General features: G+C 72.6%; 15 protein-coding genes. 11 read left to right on the top strand and 4 right to left on the bottom strand.

Annotated elements, in window-relative coordinates:
* Positions 1–27: 27 nt before the first annotated feature.
* Genes ACSQ18_RS13300 through ACSQ18_RS13280 form a run of 5 tightly spaced genes read left to right on the top strand, consistent with a single transcriptional unit; the run spans position 28 to position 9,912 of the window.
* Complete coding sequence (locus tag ACSQ18_RS13300; protein WP_436037899.1) at positions 28–2,451, top strand: beta-glucosidase H; 2,424 nt, start codon at positions 28–30, stop codon at positions 2,449–2,451.
* On the top strand, positions 2,448–3,596 hold the full coding sequence (locus ACSQ18_RS13295; protein WP_436037898.1) for a serine hydrolase domain-containing protein: 1,149 nt from the start codon (positions 2,448–2,450) through the stop codon (positions 3,594–3,596). Before ACSQ18_RS13300 ends, ACSQ18_RS13295 begins: the two co-directional genes overlap by 4 nt.
* A gap of 55 nt (positions 3,597–3,651) precedes the next feature.
* Positions 3,652–5,157, top strand: coding sequence for a family 43 glycosylhydrolase (locus ACSQ18_RS13290; protein WP_436037897.1), 1,506 nt, complete (start codon positions 3,652–3,654; stop codon positions 5,155–5,157).
* Positions 5,154–8,078 carry a family 78 glycoside hydrolase catalytic domain gene (locus tag ACSQ18_RS13285; protein WP_436037896.1) on the top strand — a complete coding sequence of 975 codons (2,925 nt, stop codon included), beginning with the start codon at positions 5,154–5,156 and terminating at the stop codon, positions 8,076–8,078. The genes ACSQ18_RS13290 and ACSQ18_RS13285 overlap by 4 nt, the downstream gene beginning before the upstream one ends.
* A 58-nt stretch (positions 8,079–8,136) precedes the next feature.
* Positions 8,137–9,912, top strand: coding sequence for a DUF5605 domain-containing protein (locus ACSQ18_RS13280; RefSeq protein ID WP_436037895.1), 1,776 nt, complete (start codon positions 8,137–8,139; stop codon positions 9,910–9,912).
* Positions 9,913–9,916: 4 nt separating this feature from the next.
* Here ACSQ18_RS13280 and ACSQ18_RS13275 read toward each other — a convergent pair whose 3' ends face one another.
* The 4 genes from ACSQ18_RS13275 to ACSQ18_RS13260 all read right to left on the bottom strand — a co-directional run bounded on the left by ACSQ18_RS13275 (position 9,917) and on the right by ACSQ18_RS13260 (position 15,279).
* Positions 9,917–10,501 (bottom strand): TetR/AcrR family transcriptional regulator, encoded by a 585-nt coding sequence (locus ACSQ18_RS13275; protein WP_436037894.1) that lies wholly within the window; start codon positions 10,499–10,501, stop codon positions 9,917–9,919.
* Positions 10,491–12,446, bottom strand: a complete 1,956-nt coding sequence (locus tag ACSQ18_RS13270) for a glycoside hydrolase family 3 N-terminal domain-containing protein (RefSeq protein ID WP_436037892.1) — start codon at positions 12,444–12,446, stop codon at positions 10,491–10,493. Before ACSQ18_RS13270 ends, ACSQ18_RS13275 begins: the two co-directional genes overlap by 11 nt.
* A 318-nt stretch (positions 12,447–12,764) precedes the next feature.
* Positions 12,765–14,093: a DUF222 domain-containing protein gene (locus tag ACSQ18_RS13265; protein WP_436037890.1), complete on the bottom strand. Its 1,329-nt coding sequence runs from the start codon at positions 14,091–14,093 to the stop codon at positions 12,765–12,767.
* Between the two features lie 448 nt (positions 14,094–14,541).
* Entirely contained in the window at positions 14,542–15,279 is a 738-nt protein-coding gene (locus ACSQ18_RS13260) for a FadR/GntR family transcriptional regulator (protein ID WP_436037889.1), read from the bottom strand.
* 131 nt (positions 15,280–15,410) lie between these two features.
* Here ACSQ18_RS13260 and ACSQ18_RS13255 point away from each other — a divergent pair, with 131 nt between their 5' ends.
* From ACSQ18_RS13255 to ACSQ18_RS13230, 6 genes are read left to right on the top strand one after another with little or no spacing between them, the layout of a single operon-like run.
* Complete coding sequence (locus ACSQ18_RS13255) at positions 15,411–17,165, top strand: dihydroxyacetone kinase family protein (protein WP_436037887.1); 1,755 nt, start codon at positions 15,411–15,413, stop codon at positions 17,163–17,165.
* Positions 17,158–17,679 carry a ribose-5-phosphate isomerase gene (locus ACSQ18_RS13250; RefSeq protein WP_436037885.1) on the top strand — a complete coding sequence of 174 codons (522 nt, stop codon included), beginning with the start codon at positions 17,158–17,160 and terminating at the stop codon, positions 17,677–17,679. Before ACSQ18_RS13255 ends, ACSQ18_RS13250 begins: the two co-directional genes overlap by 8 nt.
* Positions 17,679–18,479, top strand: a complete 801-nt coding sequence (locus tag ACSQ18_RS13245; RefSeq protein WP_436037883.1) for a triose-phosphate isomerase family protein — start codon at positions 17,679–17,681, stop codon at positions 18,477–18,479. The genes ACSQ18_RS13250 and ACSQ18_RS13245 overlap by 1 nt, the downstream gene beginning before the upstream one ends.
* The gene (locus ACSQ18_RS13240) at positions 18,476–19,294 is read left to right on the top strand and encodes a TIM barrel protein (RefSeq protein WP_436037882.1); all 819 of its coding nucleotides are present in this window, start codon (positions 18,476–18,478) and stop codon (positions 19,292–19,294) included. The genes ACSQ18_RS13245 and ACSQ18_RS13240 overlap by 4 nt, the downstream gene beginning before the upstream one ends.
* Positions 19,291–20,139, top strand: a complete 849-nt coding sequence (locus ACSQ18_RS13235; RefSeq protein WP_436037881.1) for a phosphogluconate dehydrogenase C-terminal domain-containing protein — start codon at positions 19,291–19,293, stop codon at positions 20,137–20,139. The genes ACSQ18_RS13240 and ACSQ18_RS13235 overlap by 4 nt, the downstream gene beginning before the upstream one ends.
* A gap of 9 nt (positions 20,140–20,148) precedes the next feature.
* Positions 20,149–20,904 (top strand): SDR family NAD(P)-dependent oxidoreductase, encoded by a 756-nt coding sequence (locus tag ACSQ18_RS13230; RefSeq protein ID WP_436037880.1) that lies wholly within the window; start codon positions 20,149–20,151, stop codon positions 20,902–20,904.
* The last annotated feature ends 1 nt before the right edge of the window (position 20,905 follow it).

Below are 20,905 nucleotides of genomic sequence, written 5' to 3'. Positions count from 1 at the left end.
CCCTCGCCCGCATCCCCTGGAGTCTCCATGACCGCGTCCGTCGACCACCTCCGGCCCCTGCTGGCCGAGCTCAGCCTCGAACAGAAGGCGGCGCTCGTGCAGGGCGCCGACTTCTGGACGACGATTCCGCTGCCGCACATCGGCTTGCGCGCCATGACCCTGTCCGACGGGCCGGCCGGCGTGCGCGGCCCCCGGTGGGACGAGCGGGAGCCGTCGCTGAACCTGCCGTCGGGCTCGGCCCTGGCCGCCTCGTGGGACGTCGACCTCGCGCACCGGTACGGCGCCGCAGCGGCGGCCGAGGCGCGGCGCAAGGGCGTCGACGTCGTGCTGGGACCGACGATCAACCTGCACCGTTCGCCGCTCGGCGGCCGGCACTTCGAGTGCTTCTCGGAAGACCCCGAGCTCACGGCCGGTCTCGGTGCCGCGTACGTGCGAGGGCTCCAGGACAACGGCGTCGCGGCGACCCCCAAGCACTTCGTCGCGAACGACTCCGAGACCGACCGGTTCACGGTCGACGTGGAGGTCGACGAGCGCGCGCTCCGGGAGCTCTACCTCGCGCCGTTCGAGCGCGCCGTCGAGGCGGGCGCGTGGTCGGTCATGAGCGCGTACAACGCCGTGGGCGGCGTCACCATGACCGAGAACGACCTGCTGGAGACTCCGCTCAACAGCGAGTGGGGCTTCGACGGCGTCGTCGTCAGCGACTGGACCGCCGTGCGCTCGCTGGATGCCGTCGCCGCGGCGCAGGATCTGGCCATGCCAGGCCCGGCCCCCGCCTGGGCGGACCTGGTCGACGCCGTCCGCGACGGCCGCGTCTCCGAAGACGACCTCGACCGCAAGGTGCTGCGGCTCCTCCTCCTCGCCGAGCGGGTCGGAGCGCTGGAGTCCGGTCCCGCCGCGGTCGTTCCCGCCGAGGTCGACGGACCGGCCTTCGCGCGGGAGGCGGCGATCGCGGGCACGGTGCTGCTGCGCAACGACGGCATCCTGCCCCTCGACGGCGCGGCCCTGCGCCGCGTCGCGGTGATCGGACACAACGCCCGTGACTCCCGCACGCAGGGTGGGGGATCGGCCACCGTGCTGCCCGAGCACACGGTGTCGCCGCTCGACGGCATCCGCGCGGCCCTTCCGGATGCCGAGGTGACCTACAAGATCGGCGCCGTCGTGCAGGAGGGGGTCGCCGAGTTCCCCCTCGACCGCATCACGAACCCCGAGACGGGACAGCCCGGCCTGCGGGTGACCTTCCTCGGCGACGACGGCGAGGAGCTCTTCGCCGAAGACCGCCGCGCGACAGCCCTCGTCTGGTTCGGCGGCGACGCTCCGATCGCCGCGAGCCGCACGGTCGTGTTCGCCACGCGCTACACCCCCGAGGCCACGGGGCAGATCGAGCTCGGTTTCGCGGGCGCCAACCCGGGGCGGCTGTACGTCGACGGCGAGCTGCTCATCGACGACGCGCCCGTCACCGAGGGCACCGACCTCGGCGCCGCCTTCCTCAACCCGCCGTCGCTCACGACGCCGGTGGCCGTCACCGCGGGCACCCCCATCGACGTGCGCGTCGAGTTCGCGCGCGCCGACCACGGCGCCCTGTCGGGTGCGCTGTCGGCGACCGTGGGCATCGCTCCCGAGAAGACCGACCCCGAAGAGCTCATCCGCCGCGCGGTCGCCGCCGCGGAGAGTGCCGACGTGGCGGTCGTCGTCGTCGGCACCAACGCGAAGGTCGAGTCCGAGGGGTACGACCGCACCGACCTCGACCTCCCCGGCCGCCAGGACGATCTCGTCCGTGCCGTCGCGGCGACCGGAACGCCCGTGGTCGTCGTCGTGAACGCCGGCTCCCCGGTCATACTCCCGTGGGCGGGCGACGTCGATGCGATCGTCCAGGGCTACTTCGGCGGTCAGGAGTTCGGTCACGCGGTCGCCGACGTGCTCACGGGCGCGGCCGAGCCCGGCGGGCGCCTTCCCACGACGTGGCCGGCGTCGCTGGCCGACGTGCCGGTCACCGATGTGACCCCGGATGCCGGGGTGCTCCGCTACACGGAGGGCATCCACGTCGGGTACCGCGCGTGGCTCCGGGACGGCGCGACGCCCGCCTACCCGTTCGGGCACGGCCTCGGGTACACGACGTGGGGCTGGGATGCCGTCGAGCGTCGCGGCGACGCCGTCGCGGTGACCGTGCGCAACACGGGCGAGCGGGCCGGCAAGCAGGTCGTGCAGGTCTACGCCGAGCGGTCCGACTCGGCCGTCGAGCGTCCCGCTCGCTGGCTCGTGGGTCACGCCGTCGTCCGCGCGGAGGCGGGGGAGTCGGTGACGGCGGTCGTCGAGATCGCCCCGCGACGGCTCGCGCACTGGGTCGGCGACCGGTCGGGCGGGTGGGCCGTCGAGCCGGGCGTGTACACGCTCCGGGCGGGCGCATCCGTGGTCGACCTGCCCCTCACGACGGAGTGGACGGTCGGGGAATGACGCGCGCCACATCCCCCGCCCCGCTTCCGGAGGACTCGCTGCTGCAGGGTGTGATCGATCCGCGCCTCGACGAGGTGCGCGATCGTCTGCAGCGCTGGCTCGCCGCCGACCCCGATCTGTCGTTCCAGGTGGCCGCGTATCACCGCGGTCGGCTCGTGGTCGACGCGTGGGGCGGCCCGCACCTGGGACGCGACTCGGTCATCGTGCCGTACTCGGTCACGAAGAACACGATCGGGCTTTCGGTTGGTCTCCTCATCGAGCGCGGACAGCTCGACCTCGACGAGCGGGTCGCCGCGTACTGGCCGGAGTTCGCCGCGAAGGGCAAGGGCGCCGTCACCGTGCGTCAGCTCCTCTCCCACCAGGCCGGGCTCCCGCAGGCCGACACCCCGCTCACGTGGGACGAGCTGCTCGACCACCACGCCGCAGCCGCGCGCCTCGCGGACTCGACGCCGTTCTGGCATCCCGGGAGCGCCTTCGGCTACCACGCGATCACGATCGGCAATCTCGGCGACGAGCTCGTGTACCGCGTGACGGGCCGCACCCTCCACGCGTTCTACGAGGAGGAGATCCGCGCGCCGCACGACATCGACTTCCACTTGGGGCTCCCCGCCGACCAGGAGCACCGCCGCGTCGACGTGCTGCCGATGATCCAGCCGGTCTCCGACACGCTCGTGCGCACGTTCTCGGCCCTCGGGCCGCTCGTCTTCGCGCCGGCGGAGGGCGGCGTCGATCTCGGCAACTCCCCGCGCAGCTGGCGCTACGGTCATCCCGGCGGAAGCGGCACCGGCTCGGCGCGGGGACTGGCGCGCCTCTTCGCCGCCGCGGTCACGGGTGTCGACGGGGCGGAGCCGTTCCTCGGTGCGGACACCGTCTCCCGGATCGGTCAGCAGCAGATCCGCGGGTACGACGAGGTGCTCCACCAGCAGGATCGCGCCCACGCGATCGTGTTCCAGAAGCCGTCGCAGCAGCTCGCGTTCGGCGGCCCCCGGTCGTTCGGCCACGACGGTGCCGCGGGCGCGCTCGCGTGCGTCGACCCCGACACCGGCCTCGCGTTCGCGTGGACGATCGCCCGCGGCCCCTGGCCGGGCGGCGCCGACCCGCGCGCCGTCGCACTCGCCGCCGAACTCGGCCGGCTCCTCTCCTGACCCCGGCGACTCACCCGACCCCGGCGACTCCCGCCCCTTCCCCGGAGGACCACTCATGACCACCCTGTACAACCCGCTGATCAGCGGCTTCCACCCCGATCCTTCGGTCGTCCGGGTCGGAGACGAGTGGTACCTCGCGACGTCGACGTTCGAGTACCTGCCCGGCATCCCCCTCCATCGGTCCTCCGACTTCGAGACGTGGGAGCTCATCGGGCACGTCGCGACCCGGCACGGTCAGCTCGCCGTCGAGGACGTGCCGACAGCGGGCGGCGCATGGGCACCGACGATCCGCCACCGCGACGGCGTGTTCCACCTCGTGATCACCGACGCGATGGGGCGCGGCATGCTGCACTTCACCGCGACGGATGCCGCGGGCCCCTGGAGCGACGGCGACCTCATCCTGAAGCAGGACGGTTCGGGTCCGCTCGACGGCATCGACCCCGATATCGCGTGGGGAGACGACGGCACCGTGTACATCACCTACTCCGGGCTCGTGCTCGGGCGAGCCGACAAGATGGAGCACCTCGGCATCCTGCAGGCGAAGGTCGATCTCGACCGCCATGTCGCGCTCGAGGAGCCGCGGTCGCTGTGGTCGGGCACGGGCGGTCAGTTCCCCGAAGCACCGCACCTCTACGCCCACGGCGGGCGCTGGTACCTCATGATCGCCGAGGGCGGCACCGAGCGCGGACACGGCATCTCGATCGCCCGCGGCGACGGTCCGGAGGGTCCGTTCGAGACCGCGCCGCAGAACCCGCTCGTGTCGGCGCGGTCGACGATCCGGCCGGTGCAGAACACCGGTCACGGCGATCTCGTCGAAGGGCCCGGCGGTGACTGGCTGTGCGTGCTGCTGGGTGTGCGACCCCGTTCGATGACGCGTGCGTTCTCGGCGCTGGGCCGCGAGACGTTCGTGACGCCCGTGCGCTGGGCCGACGACGGCTGGCCCAAGATCGACCCCGTGCTGCTGAACCCGCGCGCCGGGACCCGCGTCGAGATCGACTTCGACGCGCCACTGGACGGCGAGTGGATCGCCGTGCGCGCCCTCCCGTCCGATGTGGCCTCCGTCGGAGGCGGCGCCCTCGTCCTGCGCGGGACCGGCGTCACCCTCGACGACCCGCGGCCCGTCTTCGTCGGTCGTCGCCAGGAGCACCTCACGTCCTCCATCACGGCGACCGTCGACGTCTCCGCCGGTGTCGGCGGACTCGCGGTGCGCTACGACGAACGCTTCCACGTCGAGGTCGAGGCGGGCGACGGCGCCCTCACGGCGCGCGCCGTCGTCGCGGGACTCGTACAGGAGTGGACCCGCCCGCTGACGGCGTCCGTGCTCGACCTCCACATCGACTCCCGCAAGCCCGACGCGAGCGGCACCGTGCTGGCCCGCACGAGCGACGTGTTCCACCTGGCGGCGACGGTTGATGGGCAGCGCATCGAGCTCGCCCAGGTCGACGGCCGTTTCCTGTCCTCCGAGACCGCGGAGTCGTTCACGGGGCGCGTGATCGGCGCGTACGCCGTGTCGGGCACCGTGTCCGTCTCGCGCTGGACGGCGGAGGGCGACGACGCATGACCTCCGCGCGCATCGCCTCCTTCCGCGCCGAACTGCGCGACGAGAGCGTGTTCGTCGCGACGGCGACGCCCCGCCTGACGTGGACGGTCGAGACCGACGAGCCCGACTGGCTCCAGGCCGGCGCGGAACTCGACGACGGTGGCACGGTCGTCGTCACCGAGGACGGCGAGAGTGCTCTCGTGGCCTGGCCGTTCGCCCCGCTGCGGCCCGGCGAGCAGCGAGAGGTGCGGGTGCGCGCCCGCGCGGCATCCGGGACGACGACCGGCTGGAGCGCGCCACTGATGGTCGCCGCGGGCTTCCTCGCCGACGGCGAATGGGTGGCGCGACCGGTCGGACTCGCCGCACCGGAGCGCGATGCGCAACCGGCGGTCGTCCGCACGCGGTTCCGTCTCGACCGTCCCGTCGCGCGCGTGCTGCTGTTCTGGACGGCCCTCGGCGCCGCGGAACCGGAGGTCAACGGCCACGCCGTCTCCGACGACGTGCTCGCCCCCGGATGGACCTCGTACCGCGACCGGCTCGTGCACGAGACCGTCGACGTCACGGCGCTCGTCCAACCGGGCGAGAACGAACTGTCGGCCACGCTCGCGGGCGCCTGGTACACCGAGAAGTACGGCTTCTTCGCGTTCGCCGACCGCGTGTACGGCACGCAGCCGTCGTTCCTCGCGCAACTGCGTGTGACGTACGACGACGGCAGCGTCGAGACGGTCGCCGCGACCGGTGACGGCTGGGATGCCGCCGGCGACGGCCCGGTGGTCGACAGCGGCATCTATGCGGGCGAGGAGCAGGACCTCCGCCGCCGGGCCACGGTCTTCGCACCGGCGCGGGTCGGCGCGGCCGCGCGCGCCGGCTACGAGAACGTCCCCGTGCCCGAGGCCCGCGTCGCGCCTCCCGTCCGTCGCATCGAGACGCTGCCCGTCGTCGACGTGATCGCGACGCCGTCGGGCGGCCGCATCCTGGACTTCGGGCAGAACCTCGTCGGACGCCTCCGCCTGCGCGTCGCCGGCCCGGCGGGCGCCCGCGTCACGGTGCGTCACGCGGAAGTGCTCGAAGACGGCGAACTCGCCCTCCGTCCCCTCCGCAACGCCGCCGCGACCGCCACGTTCGTGCTCTCCGGCGACGACGACGTGCTGGAGTCGCGGTTCAGCTTCTACGGGTTCCGGTACGCGGAGGTCACGGGCGTCGACGTCGACCCGTCGCAGATCGACGCCGTCGTGCTGCACACCGACATGACCCGCACGGGGTGGTTCACGGCATCCGACCCGCTCGTGGACCGTCTGCACGAGAACGTCGTGTGGGGAATGCGGGGGAACTTCCTGTCGATCCCCACCGACTGCCCGCAGCGCGACGAGCGTCTCGGCTGGACCGGCGACCTCCAGGTGTTCGCGCCGACCGCGTCGTTCCTCTTCGACTCCGCCGGGTTCCTCACGTCGTGGTTGCGCGATCTCGCCGCCGAGCAGGCCCGCGAGAACGGATCGGTGCCGGTGGTGGTGCCGGCGGCGCTGGGCGGCTTCGCGTCGTTCGGCGGCGTGAGTCCGGCGGCGTGGGGCGATGCCGCGACCGTCGTGCCGACGGTGCTCCACGAGCGCTACGGCGATCTCGGTCTGCTCGCCACGCAGTACCCGAGCATGCGCGCATGGGTGGATGCCGTCCACCGCGAAGCCGGCGACAGCGGGCTGTGGGCGGGGCGCATGCAGCTGGGCGACTGGCTCGATCCAGCCGCGCCGCCCGACAAGCCCGGGCAGGCCAAGGTCGACTCCGACATCGTCGCGACCGCGTACTTCGCCCGCTCCCTCCGCCAGGTCGCGGAGGCGGCGACCCTGCTCGGCCAAGACGGCGACGCTGCGCGGTACGGCGCACTCGCCGAACGCAGCCGGGCTGCCTTCGTCGCCGAGTACGTGACGCCCGCCGGCCGCATGATGAGTGACGCGCCGACGGCGTACGCCCTCGCCCTCGAGTTCGACCTCGTGACCGATCCGGAGGTGCGCCGCGCGCTCGCCGCCCGGCTCGCCGACCTCGTGCGGGAGGGGGGTTACCGCATCGGCACCGGCTTCGTCGGCACCCCGCTCGTCGCCGACGCGCTCACCGACGGCGGGCACCTCGCCGCCGCTGAGCGCCTCCTCACCCAGACCGAGTGCCCGTCGTGGCTGTACCCCGTGGCGCAGGGAGCGACGACGGTGTGGGAGCGGTGGGACTCGCTCCTTCCCGACGGCACCGTCAATCCGGGCGAGATGACCTCGTTCAACCACTACGCGCTCGGCGCCGTCGCCGACTGGCTGCACCGCACGGTCGCCGGCCTCGCGCCCGCGGCGCCCGGCTACCGCCGGCTGCGGATCGCACCGCGCCCGCTCGCGTCGCTCCAGTACGCCTCCGCGCGTCATCTCACCCCCTACGGCGAGGCGTCCGTGGCCTGGCGTCGCGACGGCGATGACGTGGAGGTGGCCGTCGTGGTTCCGCCGAACACCCGCGCCGAGATCGACCTCCCCGGGCTGACGGGCGTTCCCGGGGTGACGGACCTGCCCGGGGTTGCGGACCTGCCCAGGGCGACGACGGAGGTCGGCTCGGGCACGCACACGTGGCGCGTTCCGGCGGCAGCGGCACCACAACGGCCGGAGCTCGACGGCATCCGCGCCTCGCTCGCCGCCGTGATCGACGACCCGCGCGCCTACGCGGCTCTCGTCGACACGGTCGCCGCGGCCGACCCGGCGCGGGCGCAGAGCCTGCGCTCCGAGACGCGGTGGGGCTCCGGGCGTCCCGTCGCGACGGCGCTCATGTTCACCCCGCCCGACCTGCTGGATGCCGTCGACGACGCCATCCGGCGCGCCACCGCTGTCTCCCCGCCCGTCGGGGAGGATCATTCCGCTGACCGCGACCCGTTGGCCCCGTCACCGACCCCGACCCCGTCACCGACCCCGACCCGCTGACCCTGTCACCGACCCGCTGACCCTGCCACCGACCCGCCCCGCCGCTGAGGAGACCCCCATGTTCGACCGCGCCACCACCTTCGGCGAGGCCCTCGACGATCCCGATGCCCGCGCCATTCTGGAGCGGTACATGCCGGGGGTCGCGGCGTCGCCCATGGCCACCCAGTTCCGCGGCGGACGGCTCGGACAGCTCGTCGCGATCGTTCCCGCCCTGGCGGACCTCGCCGAGCGGGAGCGGTTCTTCGCAGCGCTCGCCGAGGTGGGCGATGGGACGGCGCGCGCACCCTACGCACCGGCCATCGCACCCGACCCCGCCTACGAGGGCGACGATGTCGCGCGCGGTTCGGCGGCGGTGACGCTGCCGTCGCCCACGCCGCGGTGGGATCCGCTGGAGCTGCGCTTCGCGGGGCCTTCGCACGGCAACCCGTTCGTCGACGTGGAGTTCGACGCGGTCTTCACGCGCGACGGGTCGGAGGTGCGGGTGGGCGGCTTCTACGACGGCGACGGCGTGTACGTCGTGCGGGCGCTCGCGGATGCCGAGGGCACCTGGTCGTTCCGCACGCGGTCGACGGCGCGTTCCCTCGACGGCATCACGGGCACCGTCGAGGTGACCGCTGCCCGCGAGGGCTCGCACGGGCCGGTGCGGGTCGACGGGTTCCACTTCCGCCACGCCGACGGCACCCGCCACCGCCCCCTCGGCACCACGGCGTACGCCTGGACCCACCAACCCGAGGAGCTGCAGCAGCGCACGCTCGACACGCTCGCGGAGGCGCCGTTCGCGAAGCTCCGCATGTGCGTCTTCCCGAAGTCGTACCTCTACAACGCGAACGAGCCCGCCGACTTCCCGTTCCCCGGGAGCCTCGCCGACGGGTTCGACCTCACCCGCTTCGACACGGCTCACTTCCGCCGGCTCGAGGAGCGGATCACGCAGCTGGCGGCCCTCGGCATCCAGGCCGACCTCATCCTGTTCCACGCGTACGACCGGTGGGGCTTCGCCGACCTCGGCCCGGCCGTCGACGAACGCTACCTGCGCTACGTCGTGCGTCGCCTGAGCGGGCACGCGAACGTGTGGTGGTCGATGGCGAACGAGTACGACCTGCTGTGGTCGAAGGACCTCGACGACTGGGAGCGGCTGGCCGCCGTCGTGGGTGAGGAAGACGCGTTCGGGCACCTGAACTCGATCCACAACTGCCGCCCCGTGTACGACTACGCGAAGCCGTGGATCACGCACGTGAGCATCCAGCGCGTGGACGTCTACCGCACCGCGGAGAACACCGACCAGTGGCGCGAGCAGTGGGGCAAGCCCGTCGTGATCGACGAGTGCGCCTACGAGGGCGACATCGATCAGGGCTGGGGCAACATCACCGGTGAGGAGATGACCCGCAGGTTCTGGGAGGGGGCGGTGCGCGGCGGCTACGTCGGCCACGGCGAGACGTACTACCCGCCCGCGCTGCCGGGCGAGGCGGGCACGGTGGGCGACGACGACGAGGTGCTGTGGTGGTCGAAGGGTGGCGCGCTGCACGGTACGTCGCCCGCGCGCATCGCGTTCCTCGAGCAGCTGCAGGCCGAGGCGCCCGGCGGGGTGTGGGATCCGCTCCCGAGCGACTGGGACGTGCCGTGGGGCGGCGTCGCGCGGCACGTGAAAGTGGGGTACTTCGGGTTCAACCGGCCGCGCTTCCGCAACGTGATCCTCGACGACGGCTCGTGGCGCGTCGAGGTGATCGACACGTGGAACACGACCGTGACGGATGCCGGTGTGCACCGCGGTCAGGTGCGGGTCGAGCTCCCCGGGCGGCAGTTCATGGCCGTGCGGCTCACGCGCGTCGCGGACTGAATGCTCAGGCCTGAGGCGGACGCGCGACCTGACGCCACAGCCAGTCGAGCGTGCCGGCGATGTCGATGGTCGGGTCGACGCCCTGTTGGGCTTGGAGGCCGTCCGAGACGGCGAGGATGACGCTCGCGAACCGGTCGATGTCGACGTCGGCGGCGATCTCGCCGGCATCCTGTCGCGCGTGGAGGTCGGCGGTGACGATGTCGTGGATCTCGCGCTGGCGCGTCTGGAAGAAGGCGTGCGCCGGGTGGCCGGGTGAGGCCGCCGCGGCCTGCAGGCTCACGTAGAGGTGGACGAGGGCGGGGGCATGCGCGTTCCGGCGCGCGACGCGCACGGCCATGGGTTCGTCGTCGGGACCGTCGGCGAGGGCGGCGCGGCTCGCGGCGTCGCGTTGGCGGAGCACCTCCACGAGGAGGTTCTCCTTCGTGCCGAAGTGGTGGAGCATGCCCGCCTGGGTCATGCCGACCTCGGCGGCGATGTCGCGCAGGGAGGTCGCGCCGTACCCGCGGCGGCCGATGACCTCGAGTGCCGTCTGGAGGATCAGCTCGCGACTCTCGCGGCCGTGCGCCGAGTTCCGGCGCTCACGCGTCATCGCGCGGGTCCGATGGCAGCGTGAGCGAGGGTCGTCCGGCGGGGAACACGGGGTCTACGGTATCGCCGGGCATGTCGGAGCGTGAGGCGAGGACGGCGTCGGCATCCCGGGGGATCTCGAACGGGAGTCGGCCCTCGGCGGCGACGCGGCCGGTGAGGACGTCGAGAAGTGCGCGCTCGGACGCGCCGAAGGTGGCGACCACGGCGTGCACGTGCGGGAGGAGCGGGGCCAGGAGTGCGGGCCGATCGAGATGGATCGCGAGCACGACCGGCGTGACCGCGGCGATGCCGGCGATCCGCTCGACCACGTCGTTCGGGAACGCGAGGGACCCCGCGTGGAAGCTCGCTTCGAGCATGAAGTGGTCGCGCGGCTCGAACGGAGCGTGGGTGCGGAGCACGGCCACATCGGCTGCGTCGGGAGACCCGACGGGGATGAGGCCGGCGGCGACGACAGCGGCGTCGGACACTTCGGGGGCGTACACCGCGGCCCCGGCGGCCAGAGGAAGCACGGGCGGCGCCGACGTCGGGGGAGTGGTGGCTTCGGCATCCGTGGGGCTGGCCGGGGCGATGCCGGGGGTGGCGGGGGCTGCGCCGGGGCTGGCGGGTACTGCGCCGGGGAGGACCACGATCGACCGGGACTGGGCGAGGTCGCCGGCCGCCCGGAACTCGGCGCTGCCGACGATGTCGGCGGCGGCGTCCTCGTCGACGAACGGGTCGTCGAAGAGGCCGAGTTCGAACTTCACGGTGAGGAGTCGTCGCACCGACGTGTCGAGTCGAGACTCGGGAACCGCGCCGGAGATGACGAGTTCGATGAGGTGCGCGGGGTCGTCTTCTCCGCCGAACTGGTCGCAGCCGGCATCCAGTGCTTTGCGCACGCGTTCGATCTCGGTGAGGTGCTCGACGCCCCACGATCGCGGCGGGAGCACCTTGCCCATCATGCGCGACTCGGTGATGAGCCCCCAGTCGGTGCACACGACGCCGTCGAAGCCGAGCTTCTCGCGGAGGAGTCCGGTGATGATCTGGTGGTTGAATCCGAACCCGACCTCCTCGACGCGCTCGCCGTCGAGCACGAGACCGCGGGGGACGCCGTACGAGGGCATGATCGCGGGGACGCCCCGCGCGATCACGCGACGGAACGGCTCCAGGTGGTAGTCGAACATGTCGCCCGGGTAGACCTGGTCGGTGCCGTAGGGGAAGTGCGGGTCTTCGCCGTCCTTCTCGGGACCGCCGCCCGGGAAGTGCTTCGCCATGCAGGCGACGCTCGCCGCCGTGAGACGGTCGCCGCCCTCGAACCCGTCGACGTAGGCCACGCCCAGGCGGGCGACGACGTCGGCATCCTGTCCGAAGGTGCTGTACTGCCGAGCCCAGCGCGGTTCGGTGGCGACGTCGAGCGTCGGGTGCAGGGCAGAGCGGATGCCGACCGCGAGGTACTCGCGGCGGGCGATGTCGGCGAAGTCGCGCACGAAGCCGGCGTCGGCGAGAGCTCCGAGGCCGAGCGGCTCCGGCCAGGCCGACAGGTGGCCGGCGGTGAACGAGGCGCCCCAGTTCTCGGTGAACGAGTGGCGCGGGTCGGTGGAGACGGTGACGGGGATGCCGTGACCCGACGCGGCGGCAACGCGCTGCAGACCGTTCACCCAGCGCGCCATCGACCGCGGATCGGGGATCTGGTGGATGTTCAGGTGGGTGACGTGGCTCTGCTCGATGAAGTCGCGTGCCGACGGGCGCCCGGGCGCGAGCGGGGGACCGTCGACGTCGCCGTCGTGCGTGGTCGACACGATCGTCTGGATCATGAGGCCGGCCTTCTCCTCGAGCGACAGGCGCGCGACGAGATCGTCGACGCGCGCCGCAACGGGGAGGCGCGGGTCTTCGTAGGGGTCCATCACCCCGTTGCGGTTGAGGTCGCGATAACGCGTGCCGTCGATGCTGGTGGAAAGGGATGCGGTCACGTGCTCACTCCTGCACATCGTCGTGGCGGTGTCGAGGTCGGATCGAGGCCGACGGCCAAATACTAAATAACGTTCAGTGGTTTCTGCAAGAGTGCCTTCGGGGTGGTGCGGTGCGGCGTAGCGGGATGGGCGGGCCGTAGGCGCGTGCCTCGGCGTGCGGGAGGGCTGGGCGTGGGTGATGGCTGGCGCACCCGGTTGGCTGGCGGTTGGTGGCGGTTGGCGCGCTGGGCGGCTCGGCGTGGGTGGGTGGCCGGGAGGCGCGCTGACGTGCGCGACACGCGCCCCGGCGTGACGAGACCCTTCGAGATCAGGCTGAGATCAGGATGGCGGTGGATCGCTCGCCGTCGCGGATTCACTGACGGCGCCAGTCTGGATGTCGGCTCCCGCCTGTTCCGTGGTGAACACGAGGGTGCGGGCGGGGTGCTCGGGGTAGTGGCGTCCGGTGGGGCTGGTCCAGTGGAGGATGCCGTCGGGTGTCTGCCTGACCCGCCACGCTGAGTGGTGTTTGAGGGTGTGGTGGCGGCGGCAGAGGTGGGCGAGGTTGGTGAGTTCGGTGGGTCCGTCGTGTTCGCGGGCGGTGGTGTGGTCGATGTCGGACCGGTAGGTGGGGATGCGGCAGCCGGGGAACCGGCAGTGCTCATCTCTCACCCGGAGGGTGCGTTTGAGGTGGTCGCTGGGCCGGTATCGGTCGATGGCGAGGACGGTTCCGGTGACGGGGTGGGTGAGTACCCGGTCCCACCCTGTGGCGGTTCCGGCGAGGCGGAGGGCGGTGGCGGTGTCGATGGGGCCTTTGCCGATGAGTTCGGCGGGGGTGTCGTCCGCCCCGACCGCGGTGAGGGCGGGGACGGTGACCTGCACGCGGGCGATGATCGCCTCGTCCGCGGGGATCGCGTCGTTTGAGACGTCGGGTGACGCGTGTCCGGTGAGGAGGAGGTCGGCGAACACATCGGCCCGCACCTCGCTGATCCGGCGCGCGTCGGTGGGACGGGTGTCTGTGGTGTCTCGCGCATCAATGACGCGCCTCGCGTATTGGTCGAGGCGGTCGCGGATGCCGTGGGCGATCGCCGCCGGGAGGATCGCGATGAGTTCCGCCATCCCGTCGTCGAGGTCACGCACCCACACCTCCCGCTTGGTAGCGGCAGCCGTGTGACGTTCCTGCAGGGGAACCAGGTGCAACCGCGTGGCTAACAGCCGTGCGGCGGGCTTCAGCCGTCCCGGCGTCTCCCGCCGCGCCACCTCCAGGGCCGCGTCCTCGAACACGGCCCGCGCGGCATTGTCGTCAATCCCAACCCCAGCATCCACCACCACCCGCACGTGCCCGCGAGAGATGTCGCCGGCCGCCCACGTCGCAAACGTCGCCGGGAACCGCTCCACGAGCACGACGGCATCCGACATGTGCTTCTGCACCGTCCTGTCCGACACGCGCGCGGCGGCCCCGATCTGTGCCGCAAGAGACCGCATCGGGATGTCCGCCACGGACGTCGGGCCACCGGCATCCTGGGCCATCGCCTGGGCGATCTCGACTGCCTCGGCCAGCAGCGCGACCTCACGGGCTTGCGCTGCGGCGGCGTCGCGGCGGGCGTCGGCGAGGGCGTGGAGCAGCGTGTCGATGCGCTGTTGCCATGCGGTCGGCGTGGTTCCTGTCATGCTCCGATTCTTCTCGGGGGCACCGACATTCAGGTCGACAAAACCCAGATCAAGCGTGCTTCCTGTGGACAACTTCCGACACGCCGAGGCTGTGGAGGAGGGGGCGTCGTTTCGTCTCGCTGCGCTCGCTCAACGACCGGGGGTGACGGGCGCGGGTTCGGTCGTTGAGCGAGGAGCGCAGCGACGAGACGAAACGTCGATCCGGGCGGGTGCGGCGTTTCGTCTCGCTGCGCTCGCTCAACGACCGGGGGTGACGGTGTGGTTCGGTCGTTGAGCGAGGAGCGCAGCGACGAGACGAAACGTCGATCCGGGCAGGTGCGGCGTTTCGTCTCGCTGCGCTCGCTCAACGACCGGGGGTGACGCAGGGTTCGGTCGTTGAGCAAGGAGCGCAGCGACGAGACGAAACGTCGATCCGGGCGGGTGCGTCGTTTCGTCTCGCTGCGGTCGCTCAACGACCGGAGGCGTCGGACAGCCGCGTCGACGCGGTGGCCATGTGAACGGCCATCGCCGACGCCGCGTCGTCCTCATCGCCGCGTTCGACGGCGCGGAAGACCGCGTCGTGTTCGGCGATGGCGAGGCGCGCCGCGTCGGTGTCGTGCACGGCGCGGTCGGCGTACACCTGGAGGAGCGAGCGCACGACGTGGAGGAGGTCGACGAGAGCGTCGTTTCCGGCGGCTTCGGTGAGCGCGTTGTGGAAGTCGGCGTCGGCGCGAGCGAACGTGGCGAGCTCGGTCTCGGCGGAGCGCATCCGGTCGAGGGAGGTCGCCATGCGCGCGACGTGCCGCGCGTCGGCCCGACGGGCGGCGAGCCGCGCGGCGTAGATCTCGAGGCCCGATCTCACGTCGAGCAGGTCGGAGGTGCTGCGACGTCCGATGAGCAGGCCCCATCGGAGCGTCTGCGGCAGCAAGTCGCTCGCGGTGCCGCGCAAGTAGGTGCCCGATCCGGCGCGGACGTCGACGATGCCGAGGATCTCGAGCGCTGCGAGCGCCTCGCGCACGGCCGATCGGCCGACTTCGAGCGTGGCGGCCAGCTGGCGTTCCGGGGGGAGCCGCGTGCCGGGCTCGATCGCGCCGCTCGTGAAGAGGTCCATCAGGCGTCGCGCGACTTCGGAGACGGGGGTGCCCGAGGGGAGCGCGCCGAGCGCCGCGACGATGTCGGCGGAGCTGTCGGCGGGGTAAGCGGGCACGGCCCCACCCTAGGCGAGCGGCGGCCTCCCCGTGTGATGCCGCGCTTGCAATTGGTCAACCGGTTGTGCGAAAGTGTGCGTGCGGCAGTCGCCGTGCACCCCGACAGACCTGTATCGAGGAGCAGTCCGCAATGACGCGTCTGTGGAACGACCCGGCAGACTTCGCCGACGAGATGATCGACGGCTTCGTCGCCGCGAACGGACGGTATGTCCGCCGCGTCACGGGCGGCGTCGTGCGCAGCACCGCCGTCCCCGAGGGGCAGGTCGCCGTCATCGTCGGCGGCGGCTCCGGGCACTATCCGGCCTTCGGGGGTCTCGTGGGTCCCGGCCTCGCGCACGGCGCGGCGATGGGCAACCTCTTCGCCTCGCCCTCGACGCAGCAGGTGCAGGCCGTCGCCACCGCCGCCCACACGGGTGGTGGCATCCTCCTCACGTACGGCAACTACGCCGGCGACGTCCTCAACTTCGATGCGGCGCAGGAGCGGCTGCGGGCCGACGGCATCCCGTGCGAGACCGTGATCGTCACCGACGACATCGCCAGCGCTCCGCCCGACGAACGCGATCGACGTCGCGGTATCGCGGGCGACCTCACCGTCTTCCGCGCCGCCGCCGCGGCCGCCGCCGAGGGGTACGACCTCGCCGGCGTCGCCCGGGTGGCGCGGCTCGCGAACGAGCGCACGCGGTCGTTCGGCGTCGCGTTCGGCGGCTGCACCCTCCCGGGCGCCGACGCTCCGCTGTTCACGGTGCCGCAGGGGCGGATGGCGGTGGGCCTCGGCATCCACGGCGAACCGGGGATCGACGAGACCGGCATCCCCACCGCCGACGGCCTCGCGGAACTCCTGGTCGGTCGGCTGCTGCAGGAGCGTCCGGACGGCGCCGACGGCCGCGTCGTGCCGCTGCTCAACGGACTCGGCTCGCTCACGGCCGAGGAGCTGTTCGTCGTCTACCGGCGGTGCGCGACGCTGCTCGCCGATGCGGGGATCGAGATCGTCGACCCTCACGTCGGCGACTACTGCACGAGCTTCGACATGGCCGGTGCGTCTCTCACGCTGTTCTGGCTCGACGACGAACTCGCGCAGCTGTGGGAGACGCCCGTCGATACGCCCGCGTACCGCCGCGGCGCCGCTCCCACGACCATCCGCATCGAGCCCGCCGACAGCGGCTCCGCCCCCGCGGTCCCGGATGCCGCAACGGCGCAGCCGGTCACCCCCGGCGACCCGGCCTCCGTCGCGGCGGCCGACATCGTGCGTGCGGCGCTGACGGTCATCGCGGGCACCATCGATGCGCACGCGGACGAGCTCGGCCGCATCGACGCGGTCGCGGGCGACGGAGACCACGGCATCGGGATGCAGCGGGGCTCGCACGCCGCGCAGGCCGCCGCCGCCTCCGCCGCGTTGGCCGGAGCCGGAGTGGCCACGGTGCTGCAGCGCGCGGCGGACGCCTGGAGCGACCGGGCCGGCGGCACCTCGGGCGCTCTGTGGGGAGTCATGTTGTCGGCGCTCGCCGGCGCTCTCGGCGACGCCGGGCGTCCCGACGCGACGCGCGTGGCCGCGGGCGTCGCCGCCGGCGCGCGGGGCGTGCGGCAGTACGGCAAGGCGGAGGTGGGCGACAAGACTCTCGTCGACGCGCTCGTGCCGTTCTCGGCCGAACTCACGCGCGCCGCGGATGCCGGAGCGGGCCTCGTCGACGCGTGGCGGGCGGCGGCGGCCACGGCCACCGCGGCTGCTGCCGCGACCGCGGACCTGATGCCCCGCATGGGCCGGGCCCGCACCCACGGACAGAACAGCGTCGGCACCGTCGACGCGGGGGCGCACTCGCTCGCCCTCATCGTGACCGCCGTCGGCGAGGTGCTCGCCGACGCCCAGGAGAGGAACGGGCATGACTGAGCCCCACACCACGGATTCCCTGCGCACCACCGAGCCCCTGCACACCACCGAGCCCCTGCGCATCGTCATCGGTAGCGACGACGCCGGATTCGAGTACAAGGAGATCCTCAAGCGCGACTTGGCCGCCCACGACGGCGTCGTCTCGCTCGTCGACGTCGGTGTCGACGCCGAGGGTCACGCCCCCTACCCGAAGGTCGCGATCGAGGCGGCGGAGCGCGTCGCGCGCGGCGAGGCCGACCGGGCGCTTCTCATCTGCGGCACTGGGCTCGGGGTGGCGATCGCGGCGAACAAGGTGGCCGGCATCCGTGCCGTCACGGCCCACGACTCCTTCTCCGTGGAGCGCGGCGTGCTCTCCAACGACGCGCAGGTGCTCACGATGGGTCAGCGTGTCGTCGGGATCGAGCTCGCCCGCCGCCTCGTGCGGGAGTGGCTCACCTACCGGTTCGACCCCGCCTCGCCGTCGGCCTCGAAAGTCGCCGTGATCGACGAGTACGAGACCACGGGTTCCTGCTGATGGCCGCGGCCGTCGTGGGGGTGAGCCTCAAGGCGTACTTCGGGCGCCGCGCGGCTCGCGTCTGGTTCGCGCAGGTCGCCGACGTGCTGCGTGCGCACGCCGCCGTGCGCAGCGGCGCCGTGGAGGTGTTCGTGATCCCCACCTACCTGCAGATCGACGACGCCCGCGGCTGCCTCCGGGGCACCCGCGCGCGGCTGGGCGTGCAGGACGTGTCGGCGTTCGACACGGGTGCCTACACGGGGGAGATCACCGCCGCCGAGGTCGCCGAGTCGGGCATCGCGTATGCCGAGATCGGTCACGCCGAACGTCGGCGCCTCTTCGGAGAGTCCGACGAGATCACCGCCGCGAAGGCGGCCGCCGCGTTGCGGCACGGCGTGACGCCCGTGCTGTGCGTGGGAGAGGCGGAGCGACAGGATGCCGAGGCCGCGGCGGCGGCGACGGTCTCCCAGCTCGCCCTCGATCTCGCCGGTGCCCCGGCCGGACGCGTCGTCGTGGCCTACGAGCCGGTGTGGGCGATCGGCGCGCCGGAGCCGGCTCCCGTCGCCCACATCGCCGCGGTGACCCGCGCGCTGCGCGCCGCCCTCGACGCCGACCCCGATCGTCACGGATCGCAGGTCATCTACGGGGGCTCCGCGGGCCCCGGCCTGCTCACCGCTCTCGGCGACGCGGTCGACGGGCTCTTCCTCGGCCGGTTCGCGCACGATCCCGCCGCTCTGGCCGCCGTGCTCGACGAGGCGGCAGTGCTCGCCGCGGCATCCCTTGCCCCGCCCGCCGGCGCAGCCGCCCGGGTGTCGTCGTGATCGGGCTCGGCAGCTACGCGTTCTTCTGGGAGCACTCCGACCGCGTCGCCGAACCGCTGTCCCTCGTCGGAGCCTTCGAGCGCACGCGCGAGCTGGGGCTCGAACTGTTCCAGATCTGCGACTTCGCACCGCTCGACCGCATGTCCGATCGGGACGTCGCCGACGCCGCGCGCGCAGCCCGCGACCTGGGCCTCTCGATCGAGCTCGGCACGAAGGGGATCTCCGGGGAGCACCTCGGCCGGTACCTGGCTCTCGCCGAGACGTTCGACGCGCGTCTCGTCCGCACCATGCTCGGGGCGGGCGGCGCGCGTGTCCCGGGTCACGCAAGCGCCGCGGGTGCGCGCGCCCATACGATCGCGGCGCTGCGTGGCATCCTGCCCTCGTTCGAGGCCGCCGGAGTGACCCTCGCCCTCGAGACCTACGAGCAGGTCGCCACCGCCGACCTCGCGGCCCTCGTGCGTGAGGTCGACAGCCCCCGCCTCGGGATCTGCCTCGACCCGGCGAACGTCGTCGCGCGGCTCGAGCACCCGCGCACCTGCGTCGAGACCGCCGCCGACGTCGTCGTCGCCGTCCACGTGAAGGACTTCGCCTTCGCGCGCCAGCCCGGCTGGGTCGGCTTCACCTACTCGGGCGCCCCCCTGGGCGCCGGGCTCCACGACTACGCCCACCTGCGAGAGACCGTGCGTCCCGCCGAGCGTGGCATCAACGAGGTCGTCGAGCACTGGCTCCCCTGGCAGGGGGATGCCGAGACCACCGTCCGTACCGAGCGGGAATGGACCCGCATCACCCTGGAACACCTGAGGAGCAGTCAATGACCCACACGATCGCCGTGATCGGTGCCGGCGGGAAGATGGGCATGCGCGTGTCCGACAATCTCGTCCGCACCGAACACACCGTCCACTACGTCGAGAACTCGCCCGCCGGGCAGCAGCGCACGATCGATGCCGGCCGCAGCCTCACCGATGCGGCGGCCGCCGTCGCCGACGCCGACATCGTCGTGCTCGCCGTGCCCGACCTCGCGCTCGGTCCCGTCTCCGCCGACCTCGTGCCGCAGCTGAAGCCCGGCGCGATCGTGCTCACCCTCGATCCCGCCGCCGCCTACGCAGGTCTGCTGACGACCCGCGACGACGTCGTGCAGGCCGTGGCGCACCCGTGTCACCCGTCGGTGTTCCTCGAGCGCACGACGAAGGAGGAGTGGGCCGACACGTTCGGCGGGATCGCCGCACCGCAGGATGCCATCGCCGCCGTCGAGTCCGACGACCCCGAGAAGCGGCGCATCGTCGAGGAGACCGTCCGCGCGATCTACGCGCCCGTGATCGACGTGCACTGGGTGACGGTCAAGCAGCTCGCGCAGCTCGAGCCGACGCTCGTGGAGACGATCGCCTGCATGATCGGGTCGCTGCTGAACGAGGCGCTCCACGAGGCGATCCACACGATGGGCGTGCCGGAGGCCGCGGCCCGCAGCATCCTCTACGGGCACACGCAGGTGGCGCTCGCCAACGGCCTGCGCGGCGACAATCCCTTCAGCGACGCGTGCCTCATCGCAATGGACTACGGTCGCGAGAGCATCATCAAGGACGACTGGAAGAAGATCTTCCGCGACGACGAGCTCGACAAGAACCTCGCGCGGATGCTCCACCTCGACCACATCACGCGCTAGGAGACCACGATGACGAGACTCCACAGCAAGACCGCACTCATCACCGGCTCGGCCACCGGCATCGGCCGCGCCGTCGCGGAGCGCTTCGCCCGGGAGGGTGCGCGCGTGGTCATCGCCGACCGCGACGGGGATGCCGCAGCCGCCGCAGCGGCCGAGATCGGCGCCGCCGCCCGCGCTGTCACGATGGACGTCTCCGACGAGGCGAGCGTCGCGGCCGCCTTCGCCGCGCTCGCCGCGGACGGATGGTCGCCCGGCGTCGTCGTCGCCAACGCGGGGGTGCAGCTGTTCGGGCAGGATGCGGCCGTCGCCGACCTCGACCTCGCCGTCTGGCAGCGGACCATCGACGTGAACCTGACGGGTGCGTTCCTCACCGTCAAGCACGCCGTCCGCGCGATGCTCGACGCCGGTGGCGGATCGATCATCCTCACGGGGAGCCCGACGGGCCTCAACGGCGAGGGCAGGGACTTCACGGCGTACAGCTCGTCGAAGGCGGGCATGCACGGCCTCGCCCGCACCGTGGCCGCCGCCTACGCCGATCGCAACATCCGCGTCAACACGGTCGTGCCCGCCTACACCGAGACGTCACTGGTCACGACCATCACGAGCGACCCGGAGGCGCGCGCCGCGATCATCGGCCGCATCCCGCTCGGGCGGGCCGGCACCCCCGACGACATCGCCGGGGCGATGGTCTTCCTCGCGTCCGACGACGGCGCCTTCGCGACGGGGGCACTGTTCCAGGTCGACGGCGGAATGACGACGATCTGAC

This window comes from Microbacterium sp. LjRoot45 (genome assembly GCF_964253325.1).
Taxonomy (GTDB): Bacteria; Actinomycetota; Actinomycetes; order Actinomycetales; family Microbacteriaceae; genus Microbacterium.
This window is presented reverse-complemented; position numbering and strand designations above follow the sequence as displayed.